We start from the raw sequence: 17,762 nt of genomic DNA, 5'->3' as shown, positions 1-17,762 counted from the left end.
TGAGTTTTCCTGACAGGTTGTGGCGATCTTATCGGTTTTCACGGTACAGCGTCAGGGGTAGAGTGGCCGTCATTGCCTCTCCCACCTCTTCATCCTGGAGCGCACCATGACTCAGTCCCAGACCGATTTACGCAACGGCCCTGATGCCAACGGCCTGTTTGGCGCGTTCGGCGGCCGCTACGTGGCAGAAACCCTGATGCCGTTGATCCTCGACCTGGCCCGCGAATACGAAGCGGCCAAAGTCGATCCGTCCTTCAACGAAGAACTGGCCTACTTCCAGCGCGACTACGTCGGACGCCCAAGCCCGCTGTATTTCGCCGAGCGCCTGACCGAGTTCTGCGGCGGCGCCAAGATCTACCTCAAGCGTGAAGAGCTGAACCACACCGGCGCGCACAAGATCAATAACTGCATCGGCCAGATCCTGCTGGCGCGGCGCATGGGCAAAAAACGCATCATCGCCGAGACCGGCGCCGGCATGCACGGCGTGGCCACCGCCACCGTCGCCGCGCGGTTTGGTCTGCAATGCGTGATTTACATGGGCACCACCGATATCGAGCGCCAACAGGCCAACGTGTTTCGCATGAAGCTGCTGGGTGCCGAAGTGATCCCAGTGGTCGCCGGCACCGGCACCCTCAAGGACGCGATGAACGAAGCCCTGCGCGACTGGGTAACCAACGTCGACAGCACCTTCTACCTGATCGGCACCGTGGCCGGCCCGCACCCGTACCCTGCAATGGTGCGCGACTTCCAGGCGGTGATCGGCAAGGAAACCCGCACCCAGTTGCAAGCCCAGGAAGGCCGCCTGCCGGACAGCCTGGTGGCGTGCATCGGCGGTGGCTCGAATGCCATGGGCCTGTTCCACCCGTTCCTCGATGACACCAGCGTGGAGATCATTGGTGTTGAAGCCGCCGGCTACGGCATCGAAACCGGCAAGCACGCGGCCAGCCTCAATGGCGGCGTACCGGGCGTGCTGCACGGCAACCGTACCTTCCTGTTGCAGGACGACGACGGCCAGATCATCGACGCCCACTCGATCTCTGCGGGCCTCGATTACCCCGGCATCGGCCCTGAGCACGCATGGTTGCACGACATTGGCCGCGTCCAGTACACCTCGGTAACCGACGACGAAGCCCTCGACGCCTTCCACAAATGCTGCCGCCTGGAAGGGATTATTCCGGCACTGGAAAGCGCCCACGCCCTGGCCGAAGTGTTCAAGCGCGCCCCGACCCTGCCCAAGGATCACCTGATGGTGGTCAACCTGTCAGGCCGTGGCGACAAGGACATGCAGACCGTTATGCACCATATGGAAACCGCCAAGCAGGAGAAACACTGATGAGCCGCCTGCAAACCCGCTTTGCGCAACTCAAGGAACAAAACCGCGCCGCCCTGGTGACCTTCGTTACCGCTGGCGACCCGGGGTATGACACTTCCCTGGCGATCCTCAAGGGCTTGCCGGCAGCCGGCGCCGATGTGATCGAACTGGGCATGCCTTTCACCGACCCCATGGCCGATGGCCCGGCGATCCAGCTGGCCAATATCCGTGCGTTGGGCGCCAAGCAGAACCTGGCGAAAACCCTGCAGATGGTGCGCGAGTTCCGCAAGGGCAACACTGATACACCGCTGGTGCTGATGGGCTACTTCAACCCGATCCACATGTACGGCGTGCCACGGTTTATCAGTGACGCAAAAGAGGCCGGCGTCGATGGCCTGATCGTGGTCGATATGCCACCGGAACATAACAGCGAACTGTGCGACCCGGCCCAGGCCGCCGGCATCGACTTTATCCGCCTGACCACGCCAACCACTGACGATGTGCGCCTGCCCACCGTGCTCAACGGCAGCTCCGGGTTTGTGTACTACGTGTCGGTGGCCGGTGTGACCGGTGCCGGTGCCGCTACCCTGGAGCACGTGGAAGAAGCCGTCGGCCGCCTGCGCCGGCATACCGACCTGCCGATCAGCATCGGCTTCGGCATCCGCACCCCGGAACAAGCCGCCGCCATCGCCCGCCTGGCGGACGGTGTGGTGGTGGGGTCGGCGCTGATCGACCACATCGCCAATGCCAGCAACGACCAGCAAGCGATTGACGGGGTGTTGAGCCTGTGTGCAGCGCTGTCGGAAGGTGTGCGTAACGCTCGCAAGTAAGATTCTTGCTCTGGGCAAGCGGGCTGTTGTGGCGAGGGAGCTTGCTCCCGTTGGACTGCGTAGCAGTCCCATTTTAGGGCCGCTTCGCGCCCCAACGGGAGCAAGCTCCCTCGCCACAGGCCCCTAGCGGATAGGTATCTATTCCTTGAGCTCGATGCGCTCGACCTTGCCCACCAGCAGTATGTAGGACAGCGCCCCCAGCAGCGCCAGCACCGCAATGTAGGTAATCGCCGGCGCAAACGAATCGCCCGTGGCCAGAAAGCCAATGACGATCGGCGTGGTGATCGCCGCCAGGTTGCCGATGAAATTGAACACTCCCCCAGTCAGCCCCAACAGCCGCGCCGGCGCCAGGGTCGAGACCAGCGACCAGGTGATCGACGCCAGGCCGTTGCCGAAAAACGCCACCGCCAGGAACGCAATCACCAGTGGCGTCGAATCGACGAAGTTGGCGCCAATGATTGCCGTGGAAATCAGCAGGCCGCTGATGATCGGCAACTTGCGCGCAAACCCCACCGAGGTGCCACGGCGGATCAGCCAGTCGGAAAACAGCCCGGAACACAACACCCCGACAAAGGCCGCGAGGAAGGGTAGCGAGGCGAGCAGGCCGGACTTGATGAAGTCCATGCCGCGATATTTCACCAGGTAGGTCGGGAACCATGTCAGGAAAAACCACAGGGTCGAGTTCAGGCAGAACTGGCCCAGGTAGATGCCCCACAGCTTGCGCTTGCTCAGCACGATCCCCAGGTCGACCCAACTGAAGGGCGCCTTGCGCTTGGCAGTTTGTGCGTCCAGGTCCACCAGGCCGCCGCCTGCGCGGATCAGCTCGATTTCTGCGCTATTGACCCCTTTGAAGTCCCGCGGCTCGCGGTACACCGCGTACCACACCAGCGCCCAGAGGATGCCCACCGCGCCGGTGCTGATAAACACCATGTGCCAGCCATAGTGGTGCTGCAACCAGGCCAGCACCGGGGTGAGGAACGCCAGCCCGACGAACTGCCCGGACGTATAGAAACCAATGGCCGTGGCACGCTCGCGCTCGGGAAACCAACTGGTGACGACCCGGCTGTTGATCGGATAAGCCGGCGCTTCCAGGGCACCCACCGCCATGCGCAACACGAACAACGCGATAAAGCTCGCAGCAAAGCCCAGCATCACCGTGGCAATCGACCATAACAGCAGGGCGGCGGTGTACAGAATGCGCGGCGGCACCCGGTCCACCAGCCAGCCGCCGGGGATTTGCATGGCGGCATAGGTCCAGCCGAACGCCGAAAAAATCAGCCCGACATGCACCGGGTCGATGCCCAGCTCACTGGTCAGGGCTGGCGCGGCAATCGACAGGTTGCTGCGGTCCAGGTAGTTGATCACCACCGTGATAAACAGCAGGACCATGATGAAGTAACGCTTGCGGCTGGGCGTGACTAAAGACGCCTGCCCGGTGAGGGTTTCAGGGTGCATGGGGGAGCCTCTTATTATGTTTATTGAGGTCGATTAACGGCTACCGGGTTGAAGGTGGGAGCTGGCTTGCCTGCGATGGCGGCGGAACATTCAAGATTGCTATCGCAGGCAAGCCAGCTCCCACACTGACCACGTGCCATCAGATGAAAATCACCACTCGGCAAAGCTGCCATCGGCATGCCGCCAGATCGGGTTGCGCCAGCGGTGACCAATGGCCGCGCGCTCGATCACGTATTCCTCGTTGATCTCAATCCCCAGGCCCGGCCCGTTGGGGATCTTCACGAAGCCTTGGTCGTAATCGAAAACTCCCGGATCGCGCACGTAGTCGAGCAGGTCATTGCTCTCGTTGTAGTGAATGCCCAGGCTTTGCTCCTGGATAAACGCGTTGTAACAAACCGCGTCCAGTTGCAGGCACGCCGCCAGGGCAATCGGCCCCAGCGGGCAGTGCAGGGCCAGGGCCACGTCGTAGGCTTCGGCCATGTTGGCGATCTTGCGGGTTTCGGTGATGCCGCCGGCATGGGACGCATCCGGCTGGATGATGTCGACGTAGCCTTCGCTGAGCACGCGCTTGAAATCCCAGCGTGAGAACAGCCGCTCACCCAAGGCAATCGGGGTGCTGGTCAGGGGCGCCAGCTCCTTGAGCGCTTCGTAGTTTTCGCTGAGCACCGGTTCTTCGATAAACATCAACTTGTACGGGTCCAGCTCTTTCATCAGCACCTTGGCCATGGGCTTGTGCACGCGGCCATGGAAGTCCACGCCGATGCCGACATTCGGGCCGACCGCATCGCGCACGGCGGCGACGTTGGCCAGGGCCTGGTCGACCTTGTCGAAGGTGTCGAGAAATTGCAGCTCCTCGGTGCCATTCATCTTCACCGCCGTAAACCCACGGGCCACGGCTTCCTTGGCCGCACGGGCGGTGTCAGCCGGGCGGTCGCCGCCGATCCACGAATAGACACGAATCTTGTCCCGCACCTGGCCGCCCAGCAGGTCGCTGACCGACACCCCGAGGGCCTTGCCCTTGATGTCCCACAAGGCCTGGTCGATGCCGGCCAGGGCGCTCATATGAATCGCACCGCCCCGGTAGAAGCCGCCGCGATACAGCACGGTCCAGATATCTTCGATATTGCGTGGGTCTTTGCCGATCAAATAGTCGGACAGCTCCTCGACCGCGGCCGCCACGGTGTGGGCGCGGCCTTCAACCACGGGCTCGCCCCAACCGGTCACGCCCTGGTCGGTTTCCACTTTGAGGAAGCACCAGCGCGGCGGCACGATAAAGGTGGTCAGTTTGGTGATTTTCATCTGCTTATCTCTCTTGTCGGATGCAGCGCCTGGGCGCCAGGCACACTCAGTTCAAGGCGTTCCAGGCAGCGACATACGCCTGGGCACGGCTCGCCACCTGCTCGACACTCATGCCGGGCTTGAACAGCCCGGAGCCCAGGCCAAAGCCCTTGACCCCGGCGTCGACGAACACTTGCATGTTGTCCGGGGTAATCCCGCCCACCGGCAGCAGGACCGTGCCGGCCGGCAGCACCGCCAGCCAGGCCTTGACCACCGCCGGGCCCATTTGCTCGGCCGGAAAAAGCTTCAGCACATCGGCACCTTCGGCCAGGGCGGCGAAAGCTTCGGTGGGCGTCGCGACCCCGGGCGACAGGTACAGGCCCGCGGCTTTTGCGGCGCGCAGCACCTTGGCATCACTGTGGGGCATGACGATCACCTGGCCACCCGCCGCCTTCACCCGCTCCACCTGCTCGGGCGTCAGCACGGTGCCGGCACCGATCAGGCAATCGGCGGGCAACGTCTCACGCAGGGTGCGGATGCTGGTGTAGGGATCGGGCGAGTTGAGCGGCACTTCGATCACCCGGAACCCGGCCTGGTACAGCACCTGGCCGACAGCTGCGGCCTCATCCGGGCGCAGGCCCCGCAGGATCGCGATCAAACCGTTTTGAGTGAGTGCTTGCTTGAGCATGTCAGGCCTCGATTGCAGGTTGAATGAGCCCGGCGGCCAGTGCCAATTGCCACAGGCCGCGCTGAGTTGCTTCTTGCGCGAGGCTGACGTGGCTGAAACCACACAGGGCGAGGGCGCGCTGGTAACGGGCGCAGAGGGCGTTGGCGCCGACCAGGATGATCGGCGGGATGCGTGCACGGTCGGGCAAGCCGGCCAGTTCATGGCCGATCAGCAGGCCGGACAGGTAGTCGGGTTGCTGCTCAGGGGTCAGTTCAGCGGTCAACCCGAGGGTGCGCGCGCTGAACAGGGTCGACAGCACCCCACGCTGGCCATCCGCTGAAAGCGCCACGTGCACGCCTCGATCAAACGCTTGGGCCTGGAACTGCCCGGCGCACTTTTGCGTACGCCCCAGAATGCTGTGCGTGCTCAGCACCGCGAACAGTTCACCGGTCATGAAGGTGTCAAAGTGGGTGATGCGGCCTTCGACCACCTCGACCCATTTGGAATGACTGCCGGGCAGGCCGATCAATAACTCAGCGCAGGCTGGCAGGCTTTGCAGCACGCCGAGCACCTGGGTTTCTTCGCCGCGCATCACGTTGGGCAAGCCAACCTGCTCGATCACGCCGGGCACGATATGCACATCGACACCGCGCAGGCTGCGTACCTTGTGCAGGGCCTGGCCGAGGCTGGCGACGTCGACCGGCGTCTTGCGATAGGCCGCTTCACCCCAGCCCTGGGCGCTGCCGACCATGCCGCAGGCAATCACCGGCAGATCGGGTTGGGCAGCCAGCCAGTCGCCACAGGCGTCATCAAACGCCAGTTCAAACCCATCGCTGCAGTGAATGCCGGCAATCACCCGTGGTTCGCTGGGCAAATGCATGATCCCCGACGCCAGCGAGCGCTGTTCGAGGACCTGGCCACCGGGGCCGAGCTTATAAGCACGAAGGGAACTGGTTCCCCAATCGAGCGCGATCAATTGCGCCGGCATCGCTTCACCTGGAATGTGACAGATGGCCGACTATAAACCTAAGGTTTGAAATATCTCAATATATAAATATCAATCCCATATAGTGGAACAAGATAAAGAAAATCCCCACGCCCCCGTACTTTTCATCGCACAGGAACGTGAGGATTCAGCTGACAGTAACTGGTTAAAAAATCGACAGATCCAACGGGCGCATAGCCCCCATCCAGATCGCGTAGTCGGTGTGGTCCTTCAGGTCATCGCCGGTATCCGGGTGCAGAAACACCACCAACCCATTGCGATTGAGCGCCAGCCACGGCAGCGCCACGCCGATGTACTGCGGGTCGAATGCCAGCTGGCAGCTCCAATCCGGGTGCGGGCCCACCGGGCGCTCATGCATGCGCCCCATGCGCAGCGGGAAGATGGCCGCCGCGTCTTCACACAGCGTGCGCGCCTGGTCGATCGTACTGGCGTCGAAGTAGATATGGGCGTGGTAGCCCTTGATACGTTGCATGACAGGCTCCGGACTCGTTGATCGGCCGATCCTAGACCGCAATCGACGGCAGGGCCAGCCCGGCCAGGGGCTGCGCGCTGCTGGCCTGCTCCGCCGCCAGCCACTCGACAAACCGTTCGATCAGCTGCCCGCGGCGCTTGCGCTGGGGCAACACCACGTAATATCCAAAGCGCGAGATCACCGTGTCGCCAATCGGCCGGCACAACCACTTCTGCTCCAGCAGGTTATCCACCAGATGGCGCCAGCCGATGGCCACACCCTGGCCGGCAATCGCCGCCTGGATCAGCAGGGTGTAATTGTCGAAACGCAGCGGCCCCGGGGTTGGTGCGGCGGTGATCCCCAGTTCGCGAAACACCCCGTTCCAGTCGAACCACTGGCTGTTGTTTTCCTGGCGCAGGTGCAACAGCGGCAGTTCCTGCAGGCTTTGTAGCGACAGTGGTGCAGTGCGGCCCCTGAGCAGTTGCGGGCTGCACACCGGGAACACTTCCTCGTTGAACAACCATTGGCTGTGGCCCTGGCGAAAACGCCCATCGCCAAACAACACCGCCACATCGATATCACTGCGCAAGGTCGCGTGGTTGCGCTCGCTGGTGACCAGGCTCACATCCACCTGTGGGTTGGCTTCGTGAAAGCGATGCAGACGTGGCATCAGCCAGTAGGCAGCAAAGGCGAAGTCAGTCGCCACTTGCAACACTTCGTGCTGGTCCTGCTCTGTGATCGCGCCCAGGCCCGTATCAATGCTCTGCAACCCGGCCTGAACATGTTCGAACAGCAGCATGCCCGCCTCCGTCAGTTCGATGCCACGGTAGATGCGATCAAACAGGCGCACCGCCAGTTGTTCTTCCAGGCGCTTGATCTGCTGGCTGACAGCCGGCTGGGTGGTGCCCAGCTCCATGGCCGCCGCGGTGAAGCTGCGATGACGGGCGGCGGCTTCAAAGGCCCGCAACAGATCCAGCGACAGGTTACCCAGGGCTTTATACATAAGCGGTACTTATCCTAGACATTGCTTTTCATGGGCTTTACCACGGTTTCCATGGCCTGCATGCTCAATCGCATAAACACTGACTATGGAATGCCGAGAGACCATGAAGCGCAAGAACATTCTTTTCATCATGGCCGATCAAATGGCCGCGCCGTTGCTTCCGTTCTACGGTCCTTCGCCGATCAAACTGCCCAACCTGAGCCGCCTCGCCGCCCAGGGCGTGGTGTTCGACGCTGCATACTGCAACAGCCCGCTGTGCGCGCCGTCGCGCTTTACCCTGGTCAGCGGCCAGTTGCCGAGCAAGATCGGTGCCTACGACAACGCGGCGGATTTCCCCGCCGACGTCCCGACTTACGCCCACTACCTGCGCCGCCTCGGCTATCGCACGGCGCTGTCGGGCAAGATGCATTTCTGCGGGCCCGACCAGTTGCACGGCTATGAAGAGCGCCTCACCAGCGATATCTACCCCGCCGACTACGGCTGGGCGGTGAACTGGGATGAGCCCGACGTGCGCCCCACCTGGTATCACAATATGTCGTCGGTGCTGCAAGCCGGCCCGTGTGTGCGTACCAACCAGCTGGATTTCGACGAAGAGGTGGTGTTCAAGGCCCAACAGTACCTGTTCGACCATATTCGCGAGGACGGCGACCAGCCGTTCTGCCTCACGGTGTCCATGACCCACCCCCACGACCCATACACCATTCCTAAACCGTTCTGGGATCTGTACGACGACAGTGACATCCCAATGCCTACAACCCCGGCCCAGACCGAGCTGGACCCCCATTCCCAGCGCCTGCTCAAGGTCTACGACCTGTGGGACAAGCCGCTGCCTGTGGATAAGATCCGCGATGCACGGCGCGCCTACTTCGGTGCCTGCAGCTACATCGACAGCAATGTCGGCAAACTCCTGCAAACCCTGCAGGACACTGGCCTGGCCGAGGACACCATCATTGTGTTCTCCGGCGACCACGGCGACATGCTCGGCGAGCGTGGGCTCTGGTACAAAATGCACTGGTTTGAAATGGCCGCGCGGGTGCCGCTGTTGGTCTGTGCGCCGGGGCAATTCCAGGCCGGGCGGGTGAGTGCGGCGGTGTCCACTGCCGACCTGTTGCCGACCCTGGTGGAGCTGGCCGGCGGTGAACTCGACGCCAGCCTGCCCCTGGATGGCCGCTCGCTGGTCCCGCACTTGCAAGGGCAGGGCGGGCATGACGAGGTGTTCGGCGAATACATGGCCGAAGGCACCATCGGCCCACTGATGATGATTCGCCGGGGCGCCTACAAATTCATCTACAGCGAGGACGATCCTTGCCTGCTGTTCGATGTACACAACGACCCCCGTGAGCAGGAAGAACTCAGCCAGTCGCCGGCCCACCGTGCGCTGTTCGACGCCTTCCTGGTCGAGGCACGAGCCAAATGGGACATGCCCGCGATCCACCAGCAAGTGCTCGCCAGCCAGCGCCGCCGGCGCCTGGTATACGAGGCGCTGACGCTGGGCAAACTCAAGAGCTGGGATCACCAGCCGCTGGTAGACGCCAGCCAGCAGTACATGCGCAACCATATCGACCTCGACGATCTGGAGCGCAAGGCACGTTATCCACAACCCTGCCAAAACCAATAAATCCAGTGAGGGGAAGGCCATGCAAAAGTTATCCACAGCCGTGAGTGCCGTACTGTTATTGAGTGCTAGCCAGGTGTACGCCGACGCCCGTTGCGAGACGGTAAAAATGGCCGACCCCGGCTGGAGCGACATTGCCGCCACCAACGCCATCACTGGTTTTTTACTGAGCGGCATGGGTTACAAGGCCAAGGTCGATACCCTGGCGGTGCCGATCACCTTTGGCGGGCTCAAGGACGGCCAGGTGGATGTGTTTATGGGGAACTGGATGCCGGCGCAGCAGGGTTTCTATGACAAGTTCGTGGCCAATGGCGACGTGGTGCAACTGGCGAAAAACCTCGAGGGCACCGAGTTCACCCTCGCGGTGCCGGACTATGTGTGGGAGGCCGGCGTGCGTGACTTTGCCGACCTGAATAAATTCGCCGACAAGTTCGACAAGAAGATCTACGGCATCGGCTCCGGCGCGCCGGCCAACCTGTCGCTGCAAGAGATCATCAAGAAAAACGACTTCGACCTCGGCCAGTGGAAGCTGATCGAATCCAGCGAGCAGGCGATGCTCGCCGAGGTGTCCAGGGCGGTGAAGCGCGAGCGTTTCGTCACCTTCCTCGGCTGGACACCGCACCCGATGAACGTGCAGTTGAAGATGCGCTACCTCAAGGGCGGCGAAAAATACTTCGGCGACACCGGCAGCGTGTACACCCTGACCCGCAAGGGTTATGCACAAGCCTGCCCGAATGTGGCGAAACTGCTGACCAACCTGACGTTTACCCAGGACATGGAGAACAGCATCATGGCCGAGGTGGCGAACAACAAGGTCAGCAATGCCGACGCGGCGAAGGCATGGATCAAGGCCAATCCGGCGGTGCTGGAGCAGTGGCTGGAGGGAGTCAAAACACTGGATGGCCAGGAGGCATTGGCGGCGGTCAAGGCCAGGCTTTAGCAGCGCCCACACAAGCCAGCGCCCACAGGGCAGTGTTTGTGCTGATACCCTGACTCAAACTTTTTTGACCTGAGCTGCCCAATGCCCCGGCCCCATACACTCTTCCCCTTCCTGCGCTGGCTGCCGCGCCAGACCCGCGCCAGCGTCGGCCGGGATGCGTTGGTCGGCCTCAGCGGCGCGGTGCTGGCCTTGCCGCAATCCATCGCCTACGCCCTGATCGCCGGCCTGCCCCCCGAATACGGCTTGTATGCGGCAATCATCCCGGTGCTGATTGCCTGCCTGTGGGGTTCGTCCTGGCATTTGATCTGCGGTCCGACGGCGGCGATTTCCATCGTGCTCTACGCCAGCATCAGCCCGCTGGCGGTGCCGGGCTCGCAGGACTACATCACCCTGATTCTGTTACTGACCTTGCTTGCCGGCGTATTCCAATGGCTATTGGGCATACTGCGCTTTGGCGCGCTGGTCAATTTCGTCTCCCATTCCGTCGTCCTCGGCTTCACCCTCGGCGCGGCAGTGGTCATCGCCCTGGGCCAGTTGCCAAACCTGCTGGGGCTCGACCTGCCCAGCCAGGCCACGGCGATCAACAGCCTGCTGGCGCTGATCGACCACGGCGGCGAGTGGGATCGCCCGTCACTGGCCCTTGGCCTGGGCACCTTGCTGGTGGGCGTGCTGCTTAAATACTGCGTACCGCGCTGGCCGAACTTGTTGATTGCCCTGGCCCTGGGCAGCCTGGCGACGTGGGTGTGGCCGGCGATGTTCGGGCATGTGGCGCGGGTCAGCTCATTTGTTGGCCAACTGCCGCCGTTCAGCCCGTTGCCGCTGGACCTGGACATGATCCTGCGCCTGCTACCCAGTGCCGTGGCGGTGGGCATGCTGGGGTTGGTGACCAGCCTGTCGATTGCCCGCTCGCTGTCGGCGCGCTCGCAACAACTGCTCGATGCCAATCAGGAAGTACGTGCCCAAGGGTTATCCAATATCGTCGGCGGATTTTTCTCCGGCTACCTGTCGGCCGGTTCCTTCACCCGCTCGGGCCTGAGTTACGAGGCGGGCGCCTGTTCGCCGCTGGCGGGGGTGTTTTCGGCGTTATGGGTGGCACTGTTTGCGCTGTTTGGCGCGGCGTTGATTGCGCATATCCCGATCCCGAGTATGGCCGCCAGCATTCTGCTGATCTGCTGGGGCCTGGTGGACCATCGTGGCATCCACGCACTGTGGCGGGTCAGCCGTGCCGAGTGTGTGGTGATGGGCCTGACCTGCCTGGCTACCTTGCTGCTGGAGCTGCAAACGGCAATCTATGCCGGCGTGCTGGCATCGTTGTTCTTCTACCTCAAGCGCACCTCACAGCCACGGGTCCAGCAATGGCGCGATGGGGAAGACGATGTGCTGCGGGTCGGTGGCTCGATCTTCTTTGGCGCCAGCCATTACCTGCAAGTGCGCTTGCAGCGCCTGCAAGGCCTGCGGGTGGTGATCGAGGCGCAGCAGATCAACTTTATCGACTATTCCGGAGTGGAGATGCTGCACCAGGAGGCGCGGCGATTGCGGGGCCTGGGGCGCAGCCTGACGTTGCGCCGGGCCCGGCCGCAAGTGGTGGAGGAGTTGAGGAAGCTGGAGGGGGCCGACAAGTGCCCGATCCTTTTCGAAGACTGACACGGTCAAAAACTGTAGGAGCTGGCTGGCCAGCTCCTACATTAGAATCAGTTAGCCGCCAGTTGTTTGCGCAGTTCAGCCAGCACCGGCGCCGAATCCGGCCGCACCCCGCGCCACAGGTAGAAGGCTTCCGCCGCCTGCTCCACCAGCATGCCCAAGCCATCCATTGCCATCGCCGCACCGTGTTCAGTGGCCCAGCGGCAGAATGCGGTCGGCTGCTTGGCGTACATCATGTCGTAGCAAAAGGTCTTGCCCGGTTCGACCAGGCTGCCGGCAATCGGCGGTACATCGCCTGACAGGCTGGCCGAAGTGGCGTTGATGATCAGGTCCACCGGTTCACTCAGCCAATCGAAACCGCTGGCAGACACCGGCCCCAGGTCATCGAACAGTTCGGCCAGCCGCTCGGCTTTTTCCACAGTGCGGTTGGCGATAACCAGCGAGGCCGGCTGTTGCGCCAGCAGTGGTTCCAGGGCGCCGCGTACCGCGCCGCCCGCACCGAGCAGCAGGATGCGCTTGCCCGCCAGGCTCAGGCCGGCGTTGACGGTCAAGTCGCGCACCAGGCCGGCGCCATCGGTGTTGTCGCCCAACAGACTGCCATCGGCCAGCTTGCTCAGGGTGTTTACCGCGCCTGCGCGCTGCGCACGCTCGGTCAGGACGTTGGCCAGGCGGTAGGCTTCTTCCTTGAATGGCACGGTGACATTGGCACCGCGCCCTTGCAGGAAAAATTCACGGGCACAGCCGGTGAAATCCTCGAGCGGCGCCAGCAGCGTGTTGTAGTCCAGCGCCTCGCCGGTCTGCTCGGCAAACAGGCGATGAATCAGCGGCGACTTGCTGTGGCCGATGGGGTTGCCGAACACCACATAACGATCCATCAACTGGCCGCCTTGGGCGCAGCAAGGCCGAGCCAGTCACGGTCTTGCAGGAAGTAGTCGGTCAGGCGCGCTTCTTCGCTGCCGCCAATGGCCTTCCAGTCATAGCTCCAGCGCACTTGCGGTGGCAGCGACATCAGGATCGACTCGGTACGCCCGCCCGATTGCAGGCCGAACAGCGTGCCACGATCGTAGACCAGGTTGAATTCCACGTAGCGCCCACGGCGGAATTCCTGGAACTGGCGCTGCTCCTCGGTGTAGGCCATCGCCTGGCGACGCTGGACGATCGGCAGGTAGGCGTCGATGTAGGCGTCGCCAATGGCGCGGATAAAGGCGAAACAAGTGTCGAAGTCCCACTCGTTCAAGTCATCGAAGAACAGGCCGCCAATGCCCCGGGGCTCGTTGCGGTGCTTGATGTGGAAGTAGCTGTCGCACCAGGCCTTGTAGCGCGGGTAAACGTCCGCGCCAAATGGCGCACAGGCCTGCTCGGCCACGCGGTGCCAGTGGATGCAGTCTTCTTCGTTGGCGTAGTAGGGCGTCAGGTCGAAGCCGCCACCGAACCACCACACCGGCTCTTCGCCTTCTTTCTCGGCGATGAAAAATCGCACGTTAGCGTGGGACGTCGGCACATGGGGGTTATGCGGGTGGATCACCAGGGACACGCCGAGGGCCTCAAAACCGCGACCGGCGAGCTCCGGGCGGTGGGCACTGGCGGACGGTGGCAGGCCGCTGCCGAACACGTGGGAAAAGTTGACGCCGCCTTTTTCGATCACGCTCCCGTTCTCGATTACCCGCGTGCGGCCACCGCCGCCGGCTGGGCGCGTCCAGGCGTCTTCGATAAAGCGCGTATCGGCCTCGAAGGTTTCCAGGGCGCTGCAAATGCGGTCTTGCAGGTCGAGCAGGTAGGCTTTTACAGCCTCGGTGCGGGTAGTCATGGCATCACCTTGAATCGGGCAAAGCTACGCGAGGCCATTGGGCGTCGGCGGCAAAGGGCGCACAGGATACCACCGCGCCGGGCGCTGCCACAGTTGACGAAGATCAAGCATAAGAGTCCGATAGGAGCCTTTGGCGAAACAGACTTGAGGAGAGAGCAGATGGCCAAACGTATCCAGTTCAGCGCCCATGGCGGCCCCGAAGTACTTGAGTATGTGGACTACACGCCAGCGGAACCAGGCCCACAGCAGGTCCGGGTGCGGAACAAGGCCATTGGCCTGAACTTCATCGACACCTATTACCGCAGCGGCTTGTACGCACCGCCGGCCCTGCCCTCGGGCCTGGGCGCAGAAGGCGCGGGCGTGGTGGATGCGGTGGGCAGCGAAGTCAGCCAGTTCAAGGTCGGCGACCGCGTGGCCTACGGCAGCGGCCCGCTGGGTGCGTACAGCGAGCTGCATGTGTTGCCGGCGGCCAACCTGGTGCACCTGCCGGACGCCATCAGCTTCGAGCAAGCCGCCGGCGCCATGCTCAAGGGCCTGACCGTGCAGTACCTGCTGCGCCAGACCTATGAGTTGAAAGGCGGCGAAACTATCCTGTTCCACGCCGCTGCCGGTGGCGTCGGCTCCCTGGCTTGCCAATGGGCCAAGGCCCTGGGCGTGAAGCTGATCGGGACGGTCAGTTCGCCGGAAAAAGCCGCCCTGGCCAAATCCCTCGGCGCCTGGGAAACCATCGACTACAGCCAGGAAAATGTCCCACAGCGGGTGCTGGAACTGACCGACGGCAAGAAGTGCCCGGTGGTGTACGACGGCGTCGGCAAGGACACCTGGCTCGCCTCGCTGGACAGCGTCGCGCCCCGTGGCCTGCTGGTGAGTTTCGGCAATGCGTCGGGCGCGGTGGAGGGGGTGAACCTGGGGATTCTGGCCGCCAAAGGCTCACTGTATGTCACCCGGCCAACACTGGCGACCTACGCCAATACGCCACAGAACCTGCAGGCCATGGCTGACGATCTGTTTGGCATGATCGAAAGCGGCAAGGTGCGCATTGATATCAACCAGCGGTATTCCCTGGCGGACGCGGCGAAGGCGCAGGTGGAGTTGTCGGGGCGGCGGACGACGGGGTCGACCATTTTGTTGCCATAGGATCTCGGTGGTTTGGCAGACCGCTATCGCGGGCAAGTCCGCTCCCACATTCGAGCGCATTCCCATGCTGGAAATCGGTCGAATGTGGGAGCGAGCTTGCTCGCGATAGCCACGCCTGGGTCTCAGGACGGGCGCCGAACCTCGCCCGTCGCCAGATCCCGAATCAAACTAGGGTTCTTGCGCCCACCCAGGCGCCCCCCCAGCACCAGGTCTACCTGCCCCCGGAAATACTGCTCTACCCGGATCCGCGTGCGCGCCGCCGGCCGGCCCTGGGGGTTGGCCGAGGTGGAGATCAGTGGCCCCACCAGCGAACACAAATCCCGCACCAGCGGGTGATCAGTGACCCGCAACGCTACCGTGTCGTGCTTACCGGTAATCCATTCCGGCAGCAGATCCTGGTGGGGGACCAACCAGGTGTTGGGCCCCGGCCAGGTACTGGCCATGCGGTCGATCCAGGTGTCCGGGAAGTCTTCGAATAGAAAATCGAATTGCCGGATATTGTCGGCGACCAGGATCAAGCCCTTATCCACCGAGCGGCCCTTGATCGCCAGCAGGCGATCTACCGCTTCTTCGTTCCACGGGTCGCAGCCCAGGCCCCACACGGCCTCGGTCGGATAGGCAATCACCGCGCCAGCGCGAACTTCTCGTGCGGCTTGTTGCACACGCCACCTGTTGACCATTACTCACTCTCCGGACTAAAGCTCTGCGCAGTTTACCGATCTTCGTAACAAAACCTAACTGCGCGCGAGCCAGCGGCCGCTTTCACAGATCACCCGGCCCTCCAGCTCCAGTTCGGTAAGGCTCACCAACACCTGGGACAGGCTTTGCCCGCTGGCAATGGCCAAACTTTCACTGGTCTGGGGCGCCGCGTGCAGCAGCGCCACCAGCGGGTGGGTCACCGCCACCGGCGCGGGCCGCGACAACGCCTGCCAGCCGCGCAACCCTTCAAGAATGTGTTCGATGGTTTCCACCAACACCGCACCGTCACGGATCAACTGATGGCAGCCCCGGGCCCCCGGATGATGAATCGAACCCGGTATCGCATACACCTCGCGCCCCTGCTCGGCGGCCAGCCTCGCAGTAATCAGCGAGCCACTGGCAACGCTGGCTTCCACCACCAGCACGCCCAGGGACAGACCACTGATAATGCGGTTGCGTCGTGGGAAGTTTCCAGCCTGAGGCCCGGCGTCCAGCGGAAACTCGGAAACCACCGCGCTGCCCTGGGCAATCATTGCCTCGGCGAGCCGGCGGTGGCGCTGTGGATAAAAATTTTCCAGGCCGGTGCCCAGCACCCCGATAGTCTGCCCCCCGACATCTAATGCCGCCTGGTGGGCCGCCCCATCAATTCCCAGGGCCAACCCACTGGTGATGACAAAACCGGCGCTCGCCAGGCTGCGGGAAAAGGCTGCCGCCGTGTCCATTCCGGGGCGCGAAGCGCGTCGGCTGCCGACCATGGCCAACTGCGGTTTTTCCAGGATCGTGGGCGTGCCGGCCACGAATAATAACGGCGGCGCATCGTCCAGTTCGGCCAGCAAGGCTGGGTAGTCGGGCTGGTCCCACATCAACAAATGCTGGGCCGGGCGCTCTAGCCAGGCCAATGCGGCGCTGGCGCCATCGCGCACTTGCGCACTGCGCCGGGCTTCGGCGCAGGCCGCCGGCAACCCCAGGGAGCGCCAGGCACTGGCTGGCGCGCCGATGGCTTTTGAGGCGCAGCCAAAGGCCTCGATCAATGTTTTAAAACGCCTTGGCCCCAGCTCCGGCATACGGTGCAAACGCAGGCGGGCTTCGAGCTCGGCAGGGGAAATATTCGGAGTATGAATGACTGACATATGATCATCCTTGATCAGGAACAAGCTGTGGATAACTCTGTTGGTAACTTCTTTAGCAGGCTAATTATTGCAACTGGTTATTGCCGCCCAACCGGGCCGCCTGTTTTGAAGACGAGTAGCGATTTCCTCATGGGGGCAATCTCCTTTATTATGTGGGTTCGCGTGAAATGCCTGGCCTTCGCGGCCTGCGAGCGTTTCACACCGGCCGTGCGGGTGTCCCGACGCCGATTTGCCTTTACCTCACATGTGCAGCAATTACGCTTATGGCTATTTTGAACATCCTCGAATTCCCGGACTCGCGCCTGCGCACTATCGCCAAACCGGTGGCCGTAGTGGACGACAAGGTTCGTCAGTTGGTCGATGACATGTTTGAAACAATGTATGAAGCACCGGGCATCGGCCTCGCCGCCACCCAGGTCAACGTGCACTTGCGCGTGGTGGTCATGGACCTGTCCGAAGACCGCAGCGAACCGAGGGTGTACATCAACCCGGAGTTCGAGCCGCTGACCGACGAGATGGGCGAATACCAGGAAGGCTGCCTGTCGGTGCCGGAGTTCTACGAGAACGTCGAGCGCCCGCTGCGCGTCAAGATCAAGGCCCTGGACCGCGATGGCAAACCCTTCGAGCTGATTGCCGAAGGCCTGTTGGCGGTGTGCATCCAGCATGAGTGCGACCACCTCAACGGCAAGCTGTTTGTCGATTACCTGTCCACGCTCAAACGCGACCGGATCAAGAAGAAACTGGAAAAGAAGCATCGCCAGCAAGCTTGATTCCCTTCTTTCAAAGGCTTG

The 17,762-nt window shown here is 62.6% G+C and carries 18 protein-coding genes; 8 read left to right on the top strand and 10 right to left on the bottom strand.

Annotated features, from left to right (window positions below; translation table 11 throughout):
* The first annotated feature begins 106 nt into the window (after positions 1-106).
* Positions 107-1,333 carry a tryptophan synthase subunit beta gene (gene trpB / locus HBO24_RS18280; protein WP_057439272.1) on the top strand — a complete coding sequence of 409 codons (1,227 nt, stop codon included), beginning with the start codon at positions 107-109 and terminating at the stop codon, positions 1,331-1,333.
* Positions 1,333-2,142: a tryptophan synthase subunit alpha gene (gene trpA, locus HBO24_RS18275; protein ID WP_057439273.1), complete on the top strand. Its 810-nt coding sequence runs from the start codon at positions 1,333-1,335 to the stop codon at positions 2,140-2,142. The genes trpB and trpA overlap by 1 nt, the downstream gene beginning before the upstream one ends.
* Positions 2,143-2,280: 138 nt before the next feature.
* Here the strand turns inward: trpA and HBO24_RS18270 are convergent, their stop codons facing one another.
* From HBO24_RS18270 to HBO24_RS18245, 6 genes are all read right to left on the bottom strand, one after another.
* Positions 2,281-3,597: an MFS transporter gene (locus HBO24_RS18270; RefSeq protein WP_057957887.1), complete on the bottom strand. Its 1,317-nt coding sequence runs from the start codon at positions 3,595-3,597 to the stop codon at positions 2,281-2,283.
* Positions 3,598-3,747: 150 nt separating this feature from the next.
* Positions 3,748-4,896 carry a galactonate dehydratase gene (dgoD, locus tag HBO24_RS18265; protein WP_032857121.1) on the bottom strand — a complete coding sequence of 383 codons (1,149 nt, stop codon included), beginning with the start codon at positions 4,894-4,896 and terminating at the stop codon, positions 3,748-3,750.
* 46 nt (positions 4,897-4,942) lie between these two features.
* Positions 4,943-5,563 (bottom strand): 2-dehydro-3-deoxy-6-phosphogalactonate aldolase, encoded by a 621-nt coding sequence (locus HBO24_RS18260; protein ID WP_057957886.1) that lies wholly within the window; start codon positions 5,561-5,563, stop codon positions 4,943-4,945.
* A 1-nt stretch (position 5,564) separates the two neighbouring features.
* The gene (locus HBO24_RS18255) at positions 5,565-6,530 is read right to left on the bottom strand and encodes a 2-dehydro-3-deoxygalactonokinase (RefSeq protein WP_128593091.1); all 966 of its coding nucleotides are present in this window, start codon (positions 6,528-6,530) and stop codon (positions 5,565-5,567) included.
* Positions 6,531-6,693: 163 nt separating this feature from the next.
* Complete coding sequence (locus HBO24_RS18250; RefSeq protein ID WP_057444830.1) at positions 6,694-7,020, bottom strand: DOPA 4,5-dioxygenase family protein; 327 nt, start codon at positions 7,018-7,020, stop codon at positions 6,694-6,696.
* 31 nt (positions 7,021-7,051) lie between these two features.
* Positions 7,052-8,002, bottom strand: coding sequence for a LysR family transcriptional regulator (locus HBO24_RS18245; protein WP_170060075.1), 951 nt, complete (start codon positions 8,000-8,002; stop codon positions 7,052-7,054).
* Positions 8,003-8,105: 103 nt separating this feature from the next.
* Here HBO24_RS18245 and betC point away from each other — a divergent pair, with 103 nt between their 5' ends.
* The 3 genes from betC to HBO24_RS18230 all read left to right on the top strand — a co-directional run bounded on the left by betC (position 8,106) and on the right by HBO24_RS18230 (position 12,201).
* A complete protein-coding gene (gene betC, locus HBO24_RS18240; RefSeq protein ID WP_170060074.1) occupies positions 8,106-9,620 on the top strand; it encodes a choline-sulfatase in 1,515 nt (504 codons plus the stop codon).
* 19 nt (positions 9,621-9,639) lie between these two features.
* On the top strand, positions 9,640-10,557 hold the full coding sequence (gene choX / locus HBO24_RS18235; protein WP_170060073.1) for a choline ABC transporter substrate-binding protein: 918 nt from the start codon (positions 9,640-9,642) through the stop codon (positions 10,555-10,557).
* Between the two features lie 81 nt (positions 10,558-10,638).
* Positions 10,639-12,201, top strand: a complete 1,563-nt coding sequence (locus tag HBO24_RS18230; RefSeq protein WP_170060072.1) for a SulP family inorganic anion transporter — start codon at positions 10,639-10,641, stop codon at positions 12,199-12,201.
* A 47-nt stretch (positions 12,202-12,248) separates the two neighbouring features.
* Here the strand turns inward: HBO24_RS18230 and aroE are convergent, their stop codons facing one another.
* Both aroE and hemF read right to left on the bottom strand, forming a co-directional pair.
* Entirely contained in the window at positions 12,249-13,073 is an 825-nt protein-coding gene (gene aroE, locus HBO24_RS18225; protein WP_170060071.1) for a shikimate dehydrogenase, read from the bottom strand.
* On the bottom strand, positions 13,073-14,005 hold the full coding sequence (hemF, locus tag HBO24_RS18220; protein ID WP_170060070.1) for an oxygen-dependent coproporphyrinogen oxidase: 933 nt from the start codon (positions 14,003-14,005) through the stop codon (positions 13,073-13,075). Before hemF ends, aroE begins: the two co-directional genes overlap by 1 nt.
* A gap of 159 nt (positions 14,006-14,164) precedes the next feature.
* On the opposite strand from hemF, the gene HBO24_RS18215 reads away from it, so the two are divergent.
* Complete coding sequence (locus HBO24_RS18215) at positions 14,165-15,142, top strand: NADPH:quinone reductase (RefSeq protein WP_057439281.1); 978 nt, start codon at positions 14,165-14,167, stop codon at positions 15,140-15,142.
* Between the two features lie 122 nt (positions 15,143-15,264).
* Here HBO24_RS18215 and HBO24_RS18210 read toward each other — a convergent pair whose 3' ends face one another.
* Together HBO24_RS18210 and dprA are read right to left on the bottom strand one after the other, a co-directional pair.
* A complete protein-coding gene (locus HBO24_RS18210) occupies positions 15,265-15,822 on the bottom strand; it encodes an L-threonylcarbamoyladenylate synthase (RefSeq protein WP_057957880.1) in 558 nt (185 codons plus the stop codon).
* Positions 15,823-15,876: 54 nt separating this feature from the next.
* On the bottom strand, positions 15,877-16,971 hold the full coding sequence (dprA, locus tag HBO24_RS18205; protein ID WP_170045461.1) for a DNA-processing protein DprA: 1,095 nt from the start codon (positions 16,969-16,971) through the stop codon (positions 15,877-15,879).
* Between dprA and HBO24_RS18200 the strand changes: the two genes are divergently transcribed.
* Complete coding sequence (locus tag HBO24_RS18200; RefSeq protein WP_128593095.1) at positions 16,972-17,247, top strand: hypothetical protein; 276 nt, start codon at positions 16,972-16,974, stop codon at positions 17,245-17,247. It begins immediately after the preceding gene.
* Positions 17,235-17,741 carry a peptide deformylase gene (gene def / locus HBO24_RS18195; protein WP_005783383.1) on the top strand — a complete coding sequence of 169 codons (507 nt, stop codon included), beginning with the start codon at positions 17,235-17,237 and terminating at the stop codon, positions 17,739-17,741. The genes HBO24_RS18200 and def overlap by 13 nt, the downstream gene beginning before the upstream one ends.
* The last annotated feature ends 21 nt before the right edge of the window (positions 17,742-17,762 follow it).

Source organism: Pseudomonas sp. WS 5410, assembly GCF_012985645.1.
GTDB lineage: Bacteria > Pseudomonadota > Gammaproteobacteria > Pseudomonadales > Pseudomonadaceae > Aquipseudomonas > Aquipseudomonas shahriarae.
Note: the sequence above shows the minus strand (reverse complement) of the source record. Positions and strands in the feature narration are given on the sequence as shown.

Excerpts from the sequence above, each read along its gene's own strand:
- dgoD (WP_032857121.1), bottom strand. The coding sequence starts at position 4,896 with ATGAAAATCACCAAACTGACCACCTTTATCGTGCCGCCGCGCTGGTGC.
- def (WP_005783383.1), top strand. The coding sequence starts at position 17,235 with ATGGCTATTTTGAACATCCTCGAATTCCCGGACTCGCGCCTGCGCACT.
- HBO24_RS18215 (WP_057439281.1), top strand. The coding sequence starts at position 14,165 with ATGGCCAAACGTATCCAGTTCAGCGCCCATGGCGGCCCCGAAGTACTT.
- aroE (WP_170060071.1), bottom strand. The coding sequence starts at position 13,073 with ATGGATCGTTATGTGGTGTTCGGCAACCCCATCGGCCACAGCAAGTCG.
- HBO24_RS18260 (WP_057957886.1), bottom strand. The coding sequence starts at position 5,563 with ATGCTCAAGCAAGCACTCACTCAAAACGGTTTGATCGCGATCCTGCGG.
- HBO24_RS18210 (WP_057957880.1), bottom strand. The coding sequence starts at position 15,822 with ATGGTCAACAGGTGGCGTGTGCAACAAGCCGCACGAGAAGTTCGCGCT.
- HBO24_RS18200 (WP_128593095.1), top strand. The coding sequence starts at position 16,972 with ATGATCATCCTTGATCAGGAACAAGCTGTGGATAACTCTGTTGGTAAC.
- trpA (WP_057439273.1), top strand. The coding sequence starts at position 1,333 with ATGAGCCGCCTGCAAACCCGCTTTGCGCAACTCAAGGAACAAAACCGC.
- choX (WP_170060073.1), top strand. The coding sequence starts at position 9,640 with ATGCAAAAGTTATCCACAGCCGTGAGTGCCGTACTGTTATTGAGTGCT.
- hemF (WP_170060070.1), bottom strand. The coding sequence starts at position 14,005 with ATGACTACCCGCACCGAGGCTGTAAAAGCCTACCTGCTCGACCTGCAA.
- dprA (WP_170045461.1), bottom strand. The coding sequence starts at position 16,971 with ATGTCAGTCATTCATACTCCGAATATTTCCCCTGCCGAGCTCGAAGCC.
- HBO24_RS18245 (WP_170060075.1), bottom strand. The coding sequence starts at position 8,002 with ATGTATAAAGCCCTGGGTAACCTGTCGCTGGATCTGTTGCGGGCCTTT.
- betC (WP_170060074.1), top strand. The coding sequence starts at position 8,106 with ATGAAGCGCAAGAACATTCTTTTCATCATGGCCGATCAAATGGCCGCG.
- HBO24_RS18230 (WP_170060072.1), top strand. The coding sequence starts at position 10,639 with ATGCCCCGGCCCCATACACTCTTCCCCTTCCTGCGCTGGCTGCCGCGC.
- HBO24_RS18255 (WP_128593091.1), bottom strand. The coding sequence starts at position 6,530 with ATGCCGGCGCAATTGATCGCGCTCGATTGGGGAACCAGTTCCCTTCGT.
- HBO24_RS18250 (WP_057444830.1), bottom strand. The coding sequence starts at position 7,020 with ATGCAACGTATCAAGGGCTACCACGCCCATATCTACTTCGACGCCAGT.
- HBO24_RS18270 (WP_057957887.1), bottom strand. The coding sequence starts at position 3,597 with ATGCACCCTGAAACCCTCACCGGGCAGGCGTCTTTAGTCACGCCCAGC.
- trpB (WP_057439272.1), top strand. The coding sequence starts at position 107 with ATGACTCAGTCCCAGACCGATTTACGCAACGGCCCTGATGCCAACGGC.